Genomic DNA, 16,150 nt, shown 5'->3' with positions numbered 1-16,150 from the left:
GGAGAGACATGAATCGATTGAAAAAAATAATGAAAACCCATGAAATGAGCAGTTTTTTATTTCTGGCAGCATTGATATTCGTTGTAGGCTGTGTAAATCCAAGCTTCTGGCAGCCTACGTCAATCCTGAACTGCTTCAATGACAGTGTGGTCTTTACCTTGCTTGCAGTGGGAAGCGCCTTTGTCATACTGACCGGAGAAATCGATGTTTCGGTGGGAGCAACTCTGGGCATGTCGGCTGCAGTGGGAGCAACGCTGCTGCGGGACGGTTCCAACTGGGCCGTGGCCATTCTGGCAGCGCTGGCCATCGGGGCAGTCATCGGATTTGTCAACGGATTCGGAGTGTCGGTGCTTCAGATCCCATCCCTTATATTTACCCTTGGTGTCAACGGTGTTGTCCGCGGCCTGATTTACGTATTTACAAAGGGAGCATGGGTGGAAAACCTTCCCGCCGGGTTCACAAGGATGTCCAATACCCTGATTGCGGGACAGCTCACCACGTTTTATGCAGCGGCAATTCTGGCGGTGATTGCGGGACATCTGATCCTGACGCAGACTAAAAAGGGCAAGTATTTTATCGCGGTAGGCGATAACGCGGCAGGAGCAACCCTTGTTGGTATCCCTGCGTCCCAGACGAAAATTACAGCTTACATATTAAGCGGAGTCTTTGCGGCAGCGGCCGGCATGATTTACACGTCGCGTATCGGCTTCATCACGCCCACCGCAGGCAACAGCTACGAGATGAAAGCCATTGCGGCATGTGTTCTTGGAGGTATAAGCCTGACAGGAGGCCAGGGCAGCCTGATCGGCGCGTCCATCGGCGCAATCATTATGTCCTCTATCAGCAGGATTCTTGTATTCCTGGGATTTTCTTCTGACTATGACAATACCATCACTGGCATCCTTCTCATTACAATTGTGGTGCTCAATACAGTGACACAGAACAGGGCCATCCTGAAGAACAGGCACCAGATACTGTCTGCGAGGACAGTGGCGGGCGCTGATAAAAAAGGAGGGGTTCAGTGATGAAAAAGGCATTAAAAAGCTGGGAGACCGTTCTGCTCTGTATTCTGGTCCTGGAGTTTGTAATATTTGCAGCAGCCAACAATAAATTCCTGATGCCACGTGTACTGTTCGGAAGCATCAATGATATGATATCCATCTGTATCATTTCCTTGTTTGTTACCTTTGTCATGATTACAGGAGGAATTGATATCCAGGCCGGTTCCATTGTAGGACTGACCTCCATTGTTCTCGGCGTATCCTGGCAGGACTGGGGGCTCAATATCTGGGCAGCGGCAGTACTGGGAATTGTAGTTGCAGCGCTGTGCGGTGCCCTGTCCGGATATTTTGTGGCGTACTGCGGCGTACAGCCCATGGTGGTCACGCTGGGCGGAAGCTTCCTGTTTTCAGGCATTGCGCTGCTGGTATCCAACCTGTCGGCTACTGAAAGCTATAAGGGTATCAACGGATTCCCCGACAGCTTTATCAGGATTACCAAGTTCAAACTGTTTGGGGTCATACCCAGCCAGGTGCTGATTTTCCTGGTGCTGGCAGTCATTGCCTACATCCTTTTGCATAGGACGAAATACGGACGACAGATTTTCCTGATTGGTGTAAACCAGAATGCGGCAGAGTATTCCGGCATCAACAGCAGGCTGGTGATCATGAGCACCTATGTGCTGTCGGCCATGAGTGCGGCGGTGGCCGGCATTGTCCTCACCTCCTATCTGGGCACTGCCAAAAGTGATATCGGAGCGACCCTGACCATGCCTATCATCACAGCCGTGGTGCTGGGAGGAACCTTGAGCACCGGGGGTAAGGGAAGCGTTCCCGGAACAGCCCTGGCAGCGGTGGTGATTGGAGTATTAAGATTCGGGCTCCCGCTCTGCTTCAAGGTAAACCAGCAGTACCTGGATATCCCGGTTGGACTGATTCTCCTGGTGGTGGTGGTTGGCCGTTCCCTGGCCAATAACCAGAAGGTAATCGCCATGTTCCGCAGGAAGAAGAATTAGAGAAGTATTACGGGAACAGAATTTCCCTGAAAATGCGATAACAAAACAATCATAAATAATTTAAGGAGGAACAATGTTATGAAGAAAAAATGGTTATCAGTGGTTCTTGCAGGAGCAATGACAGTTTCACTGGCAGGCTGCGGAGGCGGTACTGCTGCTACGGCAGCGGCGCCTGCAACAGAGGCAAAGGCAGAGGCTGCACAGAGCAAGGCAGAAGAGGGCAAGACAGAGGCGGCAGCTCCCGCAGCAGGTGCAGATGTTGCCGGCATGACAGTTGCCTTTGTTCCAAAGCTGACAGGAAACGCATTCTTTGAGTCCGCCAACAACGGCGCACAGGAGTATTCCAAAGGCTGGGGCTTTACCGTTGACTATCAGGGCAGCGCCAATGCGGCGGTTGCAGACCAGGTTAACGTAATCAACAACGCAGTGGCCAGCGGCGTGGATGCAATCTGTATTTCATCTGTTGACGCAACCGGACTGGATTCTGCACTGACAGAGGCAAGGGACGCAGGCGTTACCGTTGTTACATGGGATTCAGATGTTTCCGATACAGCACGTACCCTTATGGTCAGCCAGGGAACACCGGAACTGTTAGGTAAAATGCTGGTTGATATGGGTGCTGATTCCCTGACCAACCGCGGCAAAGACACCAAAAAAGATACCATCAAATATTGCTGGCATTATTCACAGGCAACAGTTGCCGACCAGAACTCCTGGCAGGTAGCAGGCGAAGCCTATATCAAAGAAAACTTCCCGAACTGGGAAAATGTAGCTCCTGACAACTATTATTCAGAGCAGGATGCAGAGAAGGCGGTTTCCATCGGCGCATCCATTCTGGAAGCACACTCTGACATTGACCTGATCATCTGCAACGACTCCACCGCGCTTCCGGGACAGTGCAAGGCAGCTCAGAACAAGGGGCTGACCAAGGACGACGTTACAATTACAGGTTTTGCATCTCCTATGTCCATTAAGGATTACTGTGCAGCAGGCGTAATCGAGCAGTGGGGCCTCTGGGACTGCGGCGTACAGGGCGCAATGGGCTGCTACCTTGCAGCTTACCTTGCAGCAGGCAATGAAGTACATGTAGGCGACAAGATTAATATCCCTGACATCGGCGAGGTAGAGGTTATGCCTAATGACAGCCTGGTTGAAGGCGCATCTACCGCAGAGGTAAACAACGGCGTTGTACTGCTGCCGGAACGCACCGTATTTAACGCAGATAATATGAATGATTATAACTTCTAAGCTTAAAAATCAATCAAAATTGTATTAATTGAATTGGAAGGAGATTTTTGATTATGGCTGATTTGGAAGGTGTAAAGGTTGCGAAGGATTACCACGTAGATGTACCCTTTGCAAATAACGATGGCTTCTATGTTAAAGGAGCAAACAACCTGGACTGGGGAATGAAAAAACATCTGTCCAACATTTTTAATCCCCAAAGTGGGAACACGGTTATGTTCGCCTTTGACCATGGATACTTTATGGGGTCAACTGCCGGACTGGAGCGTCTGGATTTGGTGATTCCTAAGCTACTTCCCTATGTGGATGTACTTATGGGGACCAGAGGCGCTCTGCGTTCATGCGTGACACCAGCGTGCGGCAAGGGCATTGCCCTTCGCTCCACCTCCGGTTCCTCCATGCTGAACGACGACCTGTCCCATGAAATCCTGGCGGTTGATATTGAGGACGCAATCCGTATGAATGCAGACTGTATGGCAATCCAGACCTTCATCGGCGCCGACGGACAGCTGTCCAGTATTGAGAACCTTTCAAAGGCAATCAATCTGGGAATGAGATACAGCATCCCTACCATGGGCGTTGTGGCCGTGGGCAAACAGATGGAGCGCACGGACCGTTTCTTCAAGCTGGCTACCCGAATTGTTGCTGAAATGGGAGCCAACATCATTAAAACCTATTACTGTGAAAACTTTGAAGAAGTTGTGGCGGCATGCCCGGTTCCCATCGTAGTGGCAGGCGGCAAGAAGCTTCCGGAGAAGGAAGCCCTGACCCTGGCTTACAATGCAATAAGCGGCGGAGCCCATGGCGTGGATATGGGAAGAAATATTTTTCAGAGTGTTCACTCGCTGGAGATGGCGGCAGCAATCGGAAAGATTGTGCATGAAGGATTTACGGATAAAGAAGCATACGAATTCTTTGAGGATGCAATCCACTAGAATGTATTTGGAACGTGCAGATGGTGCCTTTTATTTATGGCTTTAGCCAGTACAGACTTGACGGCGGCGAACAATTTTGAAATTGTCCGCCGCCATTAAGTTCAATAAATAATATTTTCCAGCTGCTCCTTTTCATTTAATATATCAGATCGCTTTCTAAAGGTAAAATCCGCAGAGAAGGAAATTGGTAAGCAAGACCTATAATATACAGGGTATAGGTTACACCATTCTGGACATTAAATGTGGCTGTATCCATAATTGCAATGCGTGTATTATTGCATTCCACATAGTCCTCGGTCATTATAATCGAATTGTTGTTCGTACAAGGCAAGGACTCGGAGACGGCTGCGCGGTATGTGCCTTGGTTGATTAGGCGAAATCCCGTATAGGAAAACTGATTGATACGCTGGAAGATGCGTCCATATCCTGCAGAACTTACAGGGTAACGCGGGAGCCATTATCAACAATTGACACGGTGTAAGCGGATTGATTGGAAAAATAAAAATTTCCCCGGTACAGCGTATCACCCGTTCTTGTATTTATTACCGTAATAGGAGTACTCTGATTCCCCGCGTTTGTATAGTAAGGAGGGGTGGAGGCGTGGAGGGAATCCTTTGACCGGATTGACGATATAATAGATAATACCATGGAGATAGAAAACGGATTTGCCAGCGCTGGATTGGCAGTGAAGCAGCAGTAAGGCAGCGTTGAGGCAGCAGAAAATTACTGCCGGACAGGAACTGATATCATATCAGGTTTTTCTGCCCGGCTGTTTTTTGCCTTTCACGGGTCCGTTAAAATAATTGCAATACTGGAATATCATTCCTTGAAACAAGGTACTTTATATGATAAAATGGGGAAAGAATTCATGCAAAGTGAAAAAACTCTCAACAAAGGAGAACATTATGATAAGCCAGTTAATTGAAAAAATAAAGAAAACCAATGCCCCAATCTGCGTAGGACTGGATCCCATGCTGTCCTATGTACCGGAGCATGTGGTAAAGAAATCCCTGGATTCCTGCGGGGAGACACTGGAAGGGGCTGCTGATGCCATCTGGCAGTTTAATAAGGAAATCATCGACCACACATTTGACCTGATTCCGGCTGTAAAGCCGCAGATTGCCATGTATGAACAGTTCGGCATTGAAGGACTGACCGTATATAAGAGGACCGTGGACTACTGCCATGAAAAGGGGCTGATTGTCATTGGAGACGCCAAGAGGGGCGATATCGGCTCCACATCCGCTGCCTATGCAGCAGGCCATCTTGGCAGGGTGCAGGTGGAAAGCAAATCCTTAAGCGGATTTAATGTGGATATGCTTACCGTAAACCCATATCTGGGAACAGACGGCGTGAAGCCCTTTGTGGATGTATGTAAGAGTGAGGACAAGGGCCTTTTCGTCCTGGTCAAGACCTCCAATCCGTCCAGCGGTGAATTTCAGGACCGCCTGATTGACGGAAAGCCCCTTTATGAGTGGGTGGCCGCCAAGGTGGAGGAGTGGGGCTCCGACTGCATGGACGGTGAATACAGCAATGTGGGCGCGGTGGTAGGCGCCACCTATCCTGAGATGAGCGGGATTCTGAGAAAGCTCATGCCCCACACCTATTTCCTGGTACCCGGATACGGGGCGCAGGGAGGAACAGCCGCTGACCTGAAGCATTGTTTTAACCAGGACGGGCTTGGCGCTGTGGTCAATTCCTCCAGAGGAATCATCGCGGCCTACAAACAGGAGAAGTACAAGAAATTCGGGCCGGAGCACTTCGGTGAGGCATCCAGACAGGCAGTGATTGACATGGCTGCTGATATCAGCAGCGTACTGTAAGAGACAGGAGATGCATGTTATGGCAAAAGTGAAAATGACAGCAGCCGTCACGCTTCAGGAGCAGCTGGCTGCCGATATATACGATATGAGGATAAAAGCGCCTGAGATAGCGGAGTCAGCGGTTCCGGGCCAATTCGTATGCCTTTATTCAAAGGACGGGGCCAGGATTCTTCCGCGTCCCATCAGTTTGTGCGGCATTGATAAGGAAAAGGGAGAACTCAGGCTGGTGTACCGCATCGCGGGGGAAGGCACAAAGGAGTTCTCCGGACTCGCGGCAGGCGATACCATTGATGTCCTGGGACCTCTGGGCAATGGATTTCCCCTGCAGGCCGGAAAAAGGGCGTTTCTGATAGGCGGGGGCATCGGTGTTCCTCCCATGCTGGAATTGGCCAAAGCCCTTCATGGACTTAACAGGTCCGGGGAGGACAGCCTGGTCCAGTCCGTACTGGGATACAGGGACAGCCAGATGTTCTTAAAGGATGAATTTGAGGCATACGGTCCGGTATACGCTGCAACAGAGGACGGCAGCTTTGGCACCAGCGGCAATGTGCTGGACGCCATCCGTGAGCAGGGCCTTACGGCGGATGTCATTTACGCCTGCGGTCCCACTCCCATGCTCCGCGCGCTGAAGGCATATGCGGCCGAAAAGGGGCTGGAGTGCTGGCTTTCCCTGGAAGAGAAGATGGCCTGCGGAGTAGGCGCCTGTCTGGCCTGCGTGTGCCGGTCCAAAGAGGTGGACGGCCACTCACAGGTGCACAATAAGCGCATATGCAAGGACGGTCCTGTGTTCCGGTCAGATGAGATTGAGCTGTAGGCATGTATAGGTGAAAGATAGCGAGGTACCGTTTAGATGAATATGAGTGTAAATATTGCCGGTGTGGAATTTAAGAATCCGGTAATGGAAGCGTCGGGCACATTTGGTTCCGGCATGGAATACAGTGAATTTGTGGATTTAAACCGTCTGGGCGCAGTGGTTACCAAGGGTGTGGCAAGTGCGCCGTGGCCGGGCAATCCCACTCCCAGGATAGCGGAAGTATACGGCGGCATGCTCAATGCCATCGGCCTCCAGAACCCGGGCGTTGAAGTGTTTACAAAGAGGGATATTCCCTTTTTAAAACAGTATGACACGAAAATCGTTGTCAATGTCTGCGGAAAGACCACGGAAGAATATATTGATGTGGTAGAGCGTTTGGGGGACCAGCCGGCAGATATGCTGGAGATCAATATATCCTGCCCCAATGTAAAAGAAGGCGGAATCGCTTTCGGCCAGGACCCCAAGGCGGTTGAGGCCATTACCAGGGAGGTAAAGGCACATGCAAAGCAGCCTATCATCATGAAGCTGAGCCCCAACGTGACGGATATCACTGTCATGGCCAGAGCGGCAGAGGCCGGCGGGGCAGATGCCATTTCCTTGATTAATACCCTTACAGGCATGAAGATTGATATTCACAAAAGAGCCTTTGCACTGGCCAACAGGACAGGCGGACTGTCCGGTCCTGCTGTAAAGCCGGTGGCTGTGCGCATGGTATACCAGGCTGCCCGGGCCGTGAAGGTTCCCATCATCGGCATGGGAGGAATCAGGAATGCAGATGACGCCCTGGAGTTCATACTGGCGGGCGCCACGGCTGTTGCCATTGGCACGGCCAATTTCCATAACCCCTATGCTACGGTGGAGACCGTGGATGGAATCCGGGCGTATATGGAGAAGTACGGAATCGGGGATATCCGGGAACTTATAGGGGCTGTGAGGTAGGACCGGCCAGGTAAGACAGGAAAAAAAGGCACGTAAGAGGTTAAATGACCCGTAAATACAGGAGGTTTAAGGAAGATGGAAAACTACAAGCAGGAATTTATAGATTTTATGGTGGAAAGCAATGTGCTTAAATTTGGCTGCTTCACATTAAAAAGCGGACGCAAGTCCCCGTTTTTCATGAATGCGGGAAGCTATGTCACAGGAACCCAGCTGAGGAAATTAGGAGAGTACTACGCAAAGGCTATCCACGATAATTTCGGACTGGATTTCGACGTGCTCTTTGGGCCGGCTTATAAGGGAATTCCATTAAGCGTTGCGACCACCATGGCGATCAGCGAGCTGTACGGAAAAGATATCCGTTACTGCTCCAACCGCAAGGAGGTCAAGGACCACGGAGATACAGGCATCCTTTTGGGAAGCCCTATCAAAGACGGGGACAAGGTAGTTATCATCGAGGATGTGACCACATCCGGAAAGTCCATCGAGGAGACATTCCCCATCATCAAGGCCCAGGGAGATGTGGAAATCAAGGGACTCATGGTATCCTTAAACCGTATGGAGCGCGGCAAAGGCGCCAAGAGCGCCCTGGATGAGATTAAGGATTTATATGGTTTCCCCACAGCAGCTATCGTATCCATGGCAGATGTGGTGGAGCACCTCTATAATAAAGAAATAAATGGCAAGGTAGTCATCGACGATCAGATAAAGGCCGCCATCGACGCATACTATGAGCAGTATGGAGCCCAGGCATAATGATGTTTCCAGGAAGAAAGGCGATGAATATGGAGAGAGTGTATAAAACCATGCGTAACACAGGGGCTGGCTGCATAGCGTTAGGAGTCATCATAGCCGTGACCGGCCTTACGGTTGGAATCATTTCTATTGTAAATGGAGCGCTGCTGCTGAAACGAAAATCCGAAATTGAATTTTAGTAAGCGGGGCTGACAATGATAAGAAATACAACAAAGCGTCAAAAGCTGGGATGGGTATTGTTCATACTGTATCTTTGTTTCCTGGCGTATTTCATGTTTTTTTCAGAATCCTTTGGGCGCACGGACACAGACAGGGGGTACCAGTATAATCTGGTGCCCTTTAAGGAAATCATGCGGTATTTCCGTCATTATGACGTGCTGGGGCCCACATTGTTCATGATTAACATGATAGGAAATGTGGCGGCCTTCATGCCTTTTGGGTTCTTTCTCCCCATAATCAGCAGACGCAGCAAAAAGTGGTACAACACGGTTATGTTCGGCTTTGTTTTCAGTCTGATGCTGGAGACTCTGCAGCTGGTGTTCAAGGTAGGGAGCTTTGATGTGGATGATATGTTCCTCAACACCCTGGGGGCAGCCGCAGGCTATCTGTGTTACCGCCTGGTGCAGTGGACCCGGTGCAAATTGAGAAAAAGGAGGCTTTCACGTTGAGGCAGATTGGCGATAAGGTATCGTATGTTAGAAATCCTTTTGCGAGAAACAGCTACTGCTGTCTGATACTTGCGGTGCTGGGACTGGCTTTGGGAATAGCCAGCATGTATCTGTCTGTGACAAGGGCAGGCCAGGGAGGCCTGAATACAGGGGCTTATGGCTTTTCCAGCCTTGCCGCGGCCCTTATGGGGCTGTGGTACGGGGCGCGCTCATTTATGGAAAAGGACCGCAATTACATACTGGCGAAGATAGGAATCAGTATCAGCGTGGTGCTGGTCATCGTGTGGGCTGTGATTATCATAACCGGTATTGTAAGATAGATGGGAGTAGATGCAGATGGATTACAGAATATTATTACAGGAAGAGAATGATGCCGTAAGGGAGCGTTACGAATTGTCCATGGAGCGTATCAGGTCCATGGACACAGAGGAGATGCAGCTGCCTTACGGCTGTTATTTTAAGAAGGTTTCGGCATTTATCCGCCGGATAGAGAGACTGGCAAAGCGGGTGGAAGAAACCGGCTTAAGCCAGGAGGCCGGGCTGGATGGGGCTCTTTTAACCCTGGAGGAACTGCGGGAGGAGAATCATGCCCTGTACCAGGATATTCTGCCTGAGAATTACGGGGAGAGCTTCACCAATCCGGATTACGCGGTGGAGGTTTTGGGGGATGGCTATGGCCAGCTTTTATCCTTTCTTTATACGGAAATCCGGGCTGACATCGTATATGCATTTGAAATGCGGCTTATGAATATCACTATCCTGAACGAGCTGTTCCTGGAAGTATATAACCTATTTGACCAGGCATGGGAGGAGGGAAGGAAAGCGCCCCAGGAGCAGCTGATTAAGGATTCCCTGTACTGGTTTGTCAGCGACTATGCGGAGGTCACAGTGGACTGGCGGATTCGTGAGGGACTGGACCCGGCCCTTTCCTTTGGGACAGACATTGTGATGGAGCAGGATTTGACTGACCTGCGGTATCTCTATGCCTACGGGGAATATGTTTCGGAGACAGAGATAAAGCTTGCCTCTTTCATGAACAGCCTTCCCCAGGAGACCATTGATCAGATGGCGTCCACTTATACGGAAGGATTCAGGAAGGGTTTCCAGGTCATGGGCAGGGACCTGAAGAAGAAACGGACCGTTGTGGTGGAATTTCAGCTGGGATTTGAGCGCATGATTCGCAGGGCGGTGGAGTACTTTCGGGAGATGGGACTTGAACCCATCTGTTACAGGGCGGCGGTGGAGTCCGTGAACCGCGGGGCCAATGGACGCAGAGGATATTACGGCACATCCCCCAACAAGCAGTATGATTATGACCATCGTTATGACAGCGCCCTTTATATGGGCAATGCTTTTAAGGAGAGGAAGCTGGCCGTCCTGCGGTCTGCCTATGAGACCCGCAGGAAGGAAGCCGCCTGGTGCGCGGGCCCTGCCCTGGTGGAGACATTTGGTGAGGAAGGCTTCACGCCTGTAAATAAAAAGACGGCTCTGGCCCTCAACGCCCATCAGGAGGCGCTGACTCTGGCTTATGCCAATGAATCCAGGCGGATTGTGAACCAGTATATGCCGGGAGACGAGACCAGCTTTACCATTATTGCCTTTCCCAAACCTGAGATTGGGCCGGAGTTTGAAGAAGTCTTCAGGGAAACCATCCGAATCAATACACTGGATTATGAGAAGTACCAGAAAATTCAGCAGCGTATCATCCGGGCGCTGGATGAGGCCAGCCATGTGCTCATAACGGGCCGCGGCGGCAATGAGACATCCATGAAGGTATCCCTCCACCCCTTAAAAGACAGGGAAAAGGAGACCAATTTTGAGAACTGTGTGTCCGATGTGAACATTCCGTTGGGAGAGGTTTTTACATCCCCTATTTTGAAGGGGACAGAAGGACTGCTGCACGTAAAGAATGTTTATGTGGAGGATTATCAGTTCAGGAATCTGCGCATGGTGTTTAAGGACGGTAAGGTGACGGAGTATTCCTGTGGGAATTTTGAGGAGGATGGGAGTACCGGGGACGCCGGAAATGGTGAGGCCGCTGGGGCTGCCGGGAGCGTCGGAAACTCCGGAAATGGTGAGACTGCCGGAACTGCCGGAGAGGCCCGCAGACAGGGCCAGGCTCTTGTAAAGCAGGTCATTATGCGGAATCATGACTGGCTGCCTTTGGGCGAGTTCGCCATCGGTACCAACACTACGGCCTACGCCATGGCCAGAAGGTTTTCCATTGGCGACAAGCTGCCTATCCTTATTGCCGAGAAGATGGGGCCTCATTTTGCAGTAGGCGATACTTGCTACAGCTTTGCTGAGGATTCGCCCATGTATAACCCTGACGGCCGGGAGGTCATTGCCAGGGATAATGAAATATCCCTTCTCAGAAAGACGGATATGTCCAAGGCGTATTTCAGCTGCCACACGGATATCACCATTCCTTATTCGGAATTAGGGGATATAAAGGCTGTGAGGGCAGACGGAAGCGGTATTGATATCATCCGTCAGGGCAGGTTCGTGCTGGATGGGACAGAGGAACTGAATGGGGCTTTGGACGAGGCGGCTGACTGAGTAAGCGGGTTAGAGCATGTTTGAAAATAACAGAATGTTTGTTTGATAGATGAGGGAGACACTGTTCCGGATGAGGGGAGGGTGTGCTCATTGTTGAAAAATCACTTGGACAATCCAATTTACGGATAGAACAAGTGATTTTTTCTGTTATACTAGGTAAAAGAGAAACAATTTAGACTATATCAGGAAGGAGGGACGCCGCAGACTTCCCATTGCGGAGCTGGCTGTAGCTGCCTGCCTGTGCCTGGCCGGCAGAGAGACTGGCGGCTACAGGAGTCAGTGGGTTTCAGGAGAATACATTATAAAAAACATTCAAAAATGCGGGAGACCTTTTCAAGTACTTTTTTCAAGTTTTGTATTGACGGCATAAGCATTTCCTAGTATTATGATTATAAGTAGAATTGAGCTATATAAAGATACTTATAAGATAAACTAATAATAATTATCTACATGGATAATGAGCTTTAGAAAAGGAGAATAAATAATGGCAAAAGTAGGAATTGTAATGGGAAGCGACTCTGATATGCCTATTATGGCAAAGGCGGCTGAGATTCTGGACAAGCTGGGCATTGATTACGAGATGACAATTATTTCCGCGCACAGAGAGCCTGATGTATTCTTTGACTGGGCAAAGTCAGCAGAGGATAAGGGCTTTAAGGTAATCATCGCAGGTGCGGGCAAGGCTGCACATCTTCCCGGTATGTGTGCGGCTATTTTCTCTATGCCGGTCATTGGAATTCCTATGAAGACATCTGACCTGGGCGGTGTGGATTCACTGTATTCCATCGTGCAGATGCCAAGCGGTATCCCGGTGGCAACAGTGGCCATCAACGGCGGTGCCAATGCCGGAATCCTGGCGGCAAAGATACTGGCCGTCTCCGATGCAGAGCTGCTGGCAAAGCTGAAAGAGTATTCTGAAAGCCTGAAGAACGATGTGGTGAAAAAGGCCGGAAAGCTGGAGCAGGTGGGCTACAAGGAATATCTTGCACAGATGAAATAGGGCGGATTAAAGGAAATTGGCAAAGGAAATATCAGATAAGAGAGGATAAAAACCATGATGGATTACAAGAAGGCCGGAGTTGATATTGAGGCAGGCTATAAATCGGTGGAACTGATGAAGGAATATGTAAAGGGAACCATGCGCCCTGAGGTATTAGGCGGTCTGGGTGGATTTTCAGGAGCATTTTCCATGTCCGCGTTCAAGGGGATGGAGGAGCCTACTCTGCTGTCCGGTACTGACGGCGTGGGAACCAAGCTGAAACTGGCATTTCTGATGGATAAGCATGACACAGTGGGAATCGACTGTGTGGCTATGTGTGTCAACGACGTGGTCTGCGCTGGTGGTGAGCCTCTGTTCTTCCTGGATTATATTGCCTGCGGCAAGAATGTTCCGGAGAAAATTGCCACGATTGTAAAGGGTGTGGCTGAGGGATGCAGGCAGTCCGGTTCTGCCCTGATTGGCGGGGAGACAGCAGAGATGCCGGGCTTTTATCCGGAGGATGAGTACGACCTGGCAGGATTCTCTGTGGGTATTGTAGATAAGAAGGACCTGATTACAGGTGAGAACCTGTGTGCGGGGGATGTCCTGATTGGAATGGCTTCTTCCGGTGTACACAGCAATGGCTTTTCGCTGGTGCGCAAGGTATTTGAGAAGGAGCTGACAAAGGAAGGCCTGAACACATATTATGATGAGCTGGGGACCACTCTGGGCGAGGCATTGCTCGCCCCCACCAAGATTTACGTGAAGGCTCTGAGAAATGTAAAGGAAGCAGGCGTTACCGTAAAGGCATGCAGCCATATCACTGGCGGCGGCTTCTATGAGAATATTCCGCGCATGTTAAAAGACGGCGTGAAGGCTGTCATCAGGAAGGACAGCTACCCCATTCCTCCTGTATTCAGGCTGCTGGCTGATAAAGGGCAGATTGAAGAGCAGATGATGTATAATACCTATAATATGGGATTGGGTATGATAGTTGCCGTTAACCCTGCTGATGTGGAGAAAACCATGGAAGCCATGAGGGCAGCAGGCGAAGCTCCTTATGCAGTGGGCTCCATTGAAGAAGGAGAGAAGGGTGTGTCCTTATGCTAAGAGTAGGCGTACTGGTATCCGGCGGCGGAACCAATCTCCAGGCTATTTTGGACGCCGTGGATCATGGTGATATTACCAATGCAGAGATATCCGTTGTCATCAGTAATAATCCGGGGGCCTATGCTCTGGAGAGAGCCAGAAAGCATGGGATCCGGGCTGTCTGCATTTCTCCAAAACAGTTTCCGGCCAGGGATGCGTTCAACCAGGCATTTCTCGCCAAAATAGATGAATATGATTTGGATTTGATTGTACTGGCCGGATTCCTGGTGATGATTCCGGCGGCCATGACTGAGAAGTATAAGGGACGCATCATCAATATCCATCCATCCCTGATTCCCTCTTTCTGCGGTGTGGGTTACTATGGGCTTAAGGTCCACGAGGCGGCCCTGGCTCGCGGCGTGAAGGTGACAGGGGCAACGGTCCACTATGTGGACGGAGGTATGGATACCGGCCCCATTATCCTCCAAAAGGCAGTGGAGGTGGAGGAGGGGGATACCCCTGAGATTCTGCAGAGAAGGGTCATGGAGCAGGCAGAGTGGGTAATCCTTCCCAGGGCAATCAACATGATTGCAAATGGGCAGTAGCATCTCTTTGACAGTAGCGCGCACCATATGTGCCATGTTTTCATTATAAGGAGGAACGTCATGAAAGTATTGATAGTAGGAGGCGGCGGACGTGAGCATGCAATCGCATGGAAGATATCCCAGAGCCCGAAGGTGGAGAAGCTTTACTGCGCTCCCGGCAACGCGGGTATTGCCAAGGTGGCTGAATGCGTTGACATCGGCGTCATGGACTTTGAGAAGCTGGTCGCATTTGCCGGAGAGCAGGCCATTGATTTGGTGGTGGTAGGACCGGATGACCCGCTGGCGGCCGGCGCAGTGGATGCATTTGAAGATGCAGGCATCCGCGTGTTCGGCCCCGGGAAAAACGCTGCCATACTGGAAGCTTCCAAGGCATTTTCCAAGGATTTGATGAAGAAGTACAACATTCCTTCTGCCGCTTATGAGACATTTGATTCCCCGGAAGCAGCCCTTACATACCTGGAGACAGCTCCCATGCCTATCGTGCTGAAAGCGGACGGCCTGGCGCTGGGAAAGGGCGTGCTTATCTGCAACACCAGGGAGGAAGCAAAGGAAGGCGTTAAGACCCTGATGCTGGATAAACAGTTTGGCTCCGCGGGTGACAGAATTGTGATTGAGGAGTTCATGACAGGGCGGGAGGTTTCCGTGCTCTCCTTTGTGGATGGCCACACTATCAAAATCATGACCTCGGCCCAGGACCACAAGAGAGCCAAGGACGGGGACCAGGGACTGAATACAGGGGGGATGGGAACATTTTCGCCCAGCCCATTCTATACGGACGAGGTGGATGCATTCTGCAGAAAGTATGTGTACCAGCCAACCGTGGACGCCATGAAGGCAGAGGGCAGGGAGTTCAAAGGAATTATCTTCTTTGGCCTGATGCTGACGGAAAACGGCCCCAAGGTGCTGGAGTACAATGCCAGGTTCGGAGATCCGGAGACTCAGGTAGTTCTGCCAAGGATGAAGAATGACATTGTGGATGTGTTTGAAGCCTGCGTGGACGGAACCCTGGACCAGATAGAGCTGGAGTTTGAGGACAATGCAGCCGTATGCGTGGTTCTGGCATCGGACGGATACCCGGAGCATTATGAAAAGGGATATAAGATAGACGGCCTGGACCGGTTTGACGGTCAGGACGGGTATTATGTATTCCATGCCGGAAGCAAGTTCGATAAGGACGGGAATGTAGTGACCAACGGCGGAAGGGTGCTGGGGGTTACGGCAAAAGGTAATACACTGAAGGAAGCCAGGGAGAATGCTTATAAGGCTGCGGAGTGGGTGGAATTTGGGAATAAGTATATGAGGCATGATATTGGGAAGGCGATTGATGAGGCCTAAGTTGTGATATAGATGATACTTGTGGTTTTTTAGAATAAGACGCATATATAACCGCAATATATTGCGGCTTACGACCGAAAGGTTGGCAAAATTGGGTCGTTTTTCGATTGTGAATTTAAGGGCAAAAACGGCAAGAGTGTAGATGAAATCCCCTGGTTTGGGTAATAAACCAGGGGATTTTCTGTTTTCTGGAAGCTATTTTATCCACGTTCATTGAAACCGGACAATATTATAAATAGCATTTCATATACCAGAGTTCCGTTGCTGATTTTAACTATCGTGGCAATATTATTACTGTTTTATAGAAAACGAATAATTTTGATATGTCATGCTTCATTTAGTCCATAAATGGCATCGGTTGATAATAAGGAAATAGAGAAAGAGTATTATGT

General features: G+C 50.2%; 16 protein-coding genes. All 16 read left to right on the top strand.

The window, feature by feature from the left end; genetic code table 11:
- Positions 1–8 precede the first annotated feature (8 nt).
- Positions 9–1,025 (top strand): ABC transporter permease, encoded by a 1,017-nt coding sequence (locus LA360_RS27840; RefSeq protein ID WP_057571016.1) that lies wholly within the window; start codon positions 9–11, stop codon positions 1,023–1,025.
- Positions 1,025–2,014 (top strand): ABC transporter permease, encoded by a 990-nt coding sequence (locus tag LA360_RS27835; RefSeq protein WP_112482566.1) that lies wholly within the window; start codon positions 1,025–1,027, stop codon positions 2,012–2,014. The genes LA360_RS27840 and LA360_RS27835 overlap by 1 nt, the downstream gene beginning before the upstream one ends.
- Before the next feature lie 78 nt (positions 2,015–2,092).
- Positions 2,093–3,262, top strand: coding sequence for a substrate-binding domain-containing protein (locus LA360_RS27830; RefSeq protein WP_057571018.1), 1,170 nt, complete (start codon positions 2,093–2,095; stop codon positions 3,260–3,262).
- A gap of 53 nt (positions 3,263–3,315) precedes the next feature.
- Positions 3,316–4,194, top strand: a complete 879-nt coding sequence (gene lsrF, locus LA360_RS27825; protein ID WP_027640573.1) for a 3-hydroxy-5-phosphonooxypentane-2,4-dione thiolase — start codon at positions 3,316–3,318, stop codon at positions 4,192–4,194.
- Positions 4,195–5,099: 905 nt separating this feature from the next.
- The gene (gene pyrF / locus LA360_RS27820) at positions 5,100–6,017 is read left to right on the top strand and encodes an orotidine-5'-phosphate decarboxylase (protein WP_022202028.1); all 918 of its coding nucleotides are present in this window, start codon (positions 5,100–5,102) and stop codon (positions 6,015–6,017) included.
- 19 nt (positions 6,018–6,036) lie between these two features.
- Complete coding sequence (locus LA360_RS27815; RefSeq protein ID WP_022202027.1) at positions 6,037–6,831, top strand: dihydroorotate dehydrogenase electron transfer subunit; 795 nt, start codon at positions 6,037–6,039, stop codon at positions 6,829–6,831.
- Positions 6,832–6,867: 36 nt separating this feature from the next.
- Positions 6,868–7,770: a dihydroorotate dehydrogenase gene (locus tag LA360_RS27810; RefSeq protein ID WP_057571020.1), complete on the top strand. Its 903-nt coding sequence runs from the start codon at positions 6,868–6,870 to the stop codon at positions 7,768–7,770.
- 75 nt (positions 7,771–7,845) lie between these two features.
- Positions 7,846–8,523, top strand: a complete 678-nt coding sequence (gene pyrE, locus LA360_RS27805) for an orotate phosphoribosyltransferase (RefSeq protein ID WP_022202025.1) — start codon at positions 7,846–7,848, stop codon at positions 8,521–8,523.
- On the top strand, positions 8,523–8,702 hold the full coding sequence (locus tag LA360_RS27800; RefSeq protein WP_002584185.1) for a hypothetical protein: 180 nt from the start codon (positions 8,523–8,525) through the stop codon (positions 8,700–8,702). The genes pyrE and LA360_RS27800 overlap by 1 nt, the downstream gene beginning before the upstream one ends.
- Before the next feature lie 15 nt (positions 8,703–8,717).
- Complete coding sequence (locus LA360_RS27795) at positions 8,718–9,191, top strand: VanZ family protein (protein WP_022202024.1); 474 nt, start codon at positions 8,718–8,720, stop codon at positions 9,189–9,191.
- A complete protein-coding gene (locus LA360_RS27790; RefSeq protein ID WP_002593507.1) occupies positions 9,188–9,511 on the top strand; it encodes a hypothetical protein in 324 nt (107 codons plus the stop codon). The genes LA360_RS27795 and LA360_RS27790 overlap by 4 nt, the downstream gene beginning before the upstream one ends.
- Before the next feature lie 16 nt (positions 9,512–9,527).
- The gene (locus LA360_RS27785; protein WP_022202023.1) at positions 9,528–11,750 is read left to right on the top strand and encodes an aminopeptidase; all 2,223 of its coding nucleotides are present in this window, start codon (positions 9,528–9,530) and stop codon (positions 11,748–11,750) included.
- Between the two features lie 484 nt (positions 11,751–12,234).
- Positions 12,235–12,750, top strand: a complete 516-nt coding sequence (gene purE, locus LA360_RS27780; RefSeq protein ID WP_022202022.1) for a 5-(carboxyamino)imidazole ribonucleotide mutase — start codon at positions 12,235–12,237, stop codon at positions 12,748–12,750.
- Positions 12,751–12,804: 54 nt separating this feature from the next.
- Positions 12,805–13,839: a phosphoribosylformylglycinamidine cyclo-ligase gene (gene purM / locus LA360_RS27775; RefSeq protein WP_022202021.1), complete on the top strand. Its 1,035-nt coding sequence runs from the start codon at positions 12,805–12,807 to the stop codon at positions 13,837–13,839.
- Positions 13,833–14,423 (top strand): phosphoribosylglycinamide formyltransferase, encoded by a 591-nt coding sequence (gene purN / locus LA360_RS27770; protein WP_002584179.1) that lies wholly within the window; start codon positions 13,833–13,835, stop codon positions 14,421–14,423. The genes purM and purN overlap by 7 nt, the downstream gene beginning before the upstream one ends.
- Before the next feature lie 60 nt (positions 14,424–14,483).
- Positions 14,484–15,758 (top strand): phosphoribosylamine--glycine ligase, encoded by a 1,275-nt coding sequence (purD, locus tag LA360_RS27765; RefSeq protein ID WP_022202020.1) that lies wholly within the window; start codon positions 14,484–14,486, stop codon positions 15,756–15,758.
- Positions 15,759–16,150 lie beyond the last annotated feature (392 nt).

This window comes from Enterocloster clostridioformis (assembly GCF_020297485.1).
Lineage (GTDB): Bacteria > Bacillota > Clostridia > Lachnospirales > Lachnospiraceae > Enterocloster > Enterocloster clostridioformis.
The sequence above is the reverse complement of the archived record's forward strand: the minus strand, read 5'-3'. Positions and strand labels throughout refer to the sequence as shown.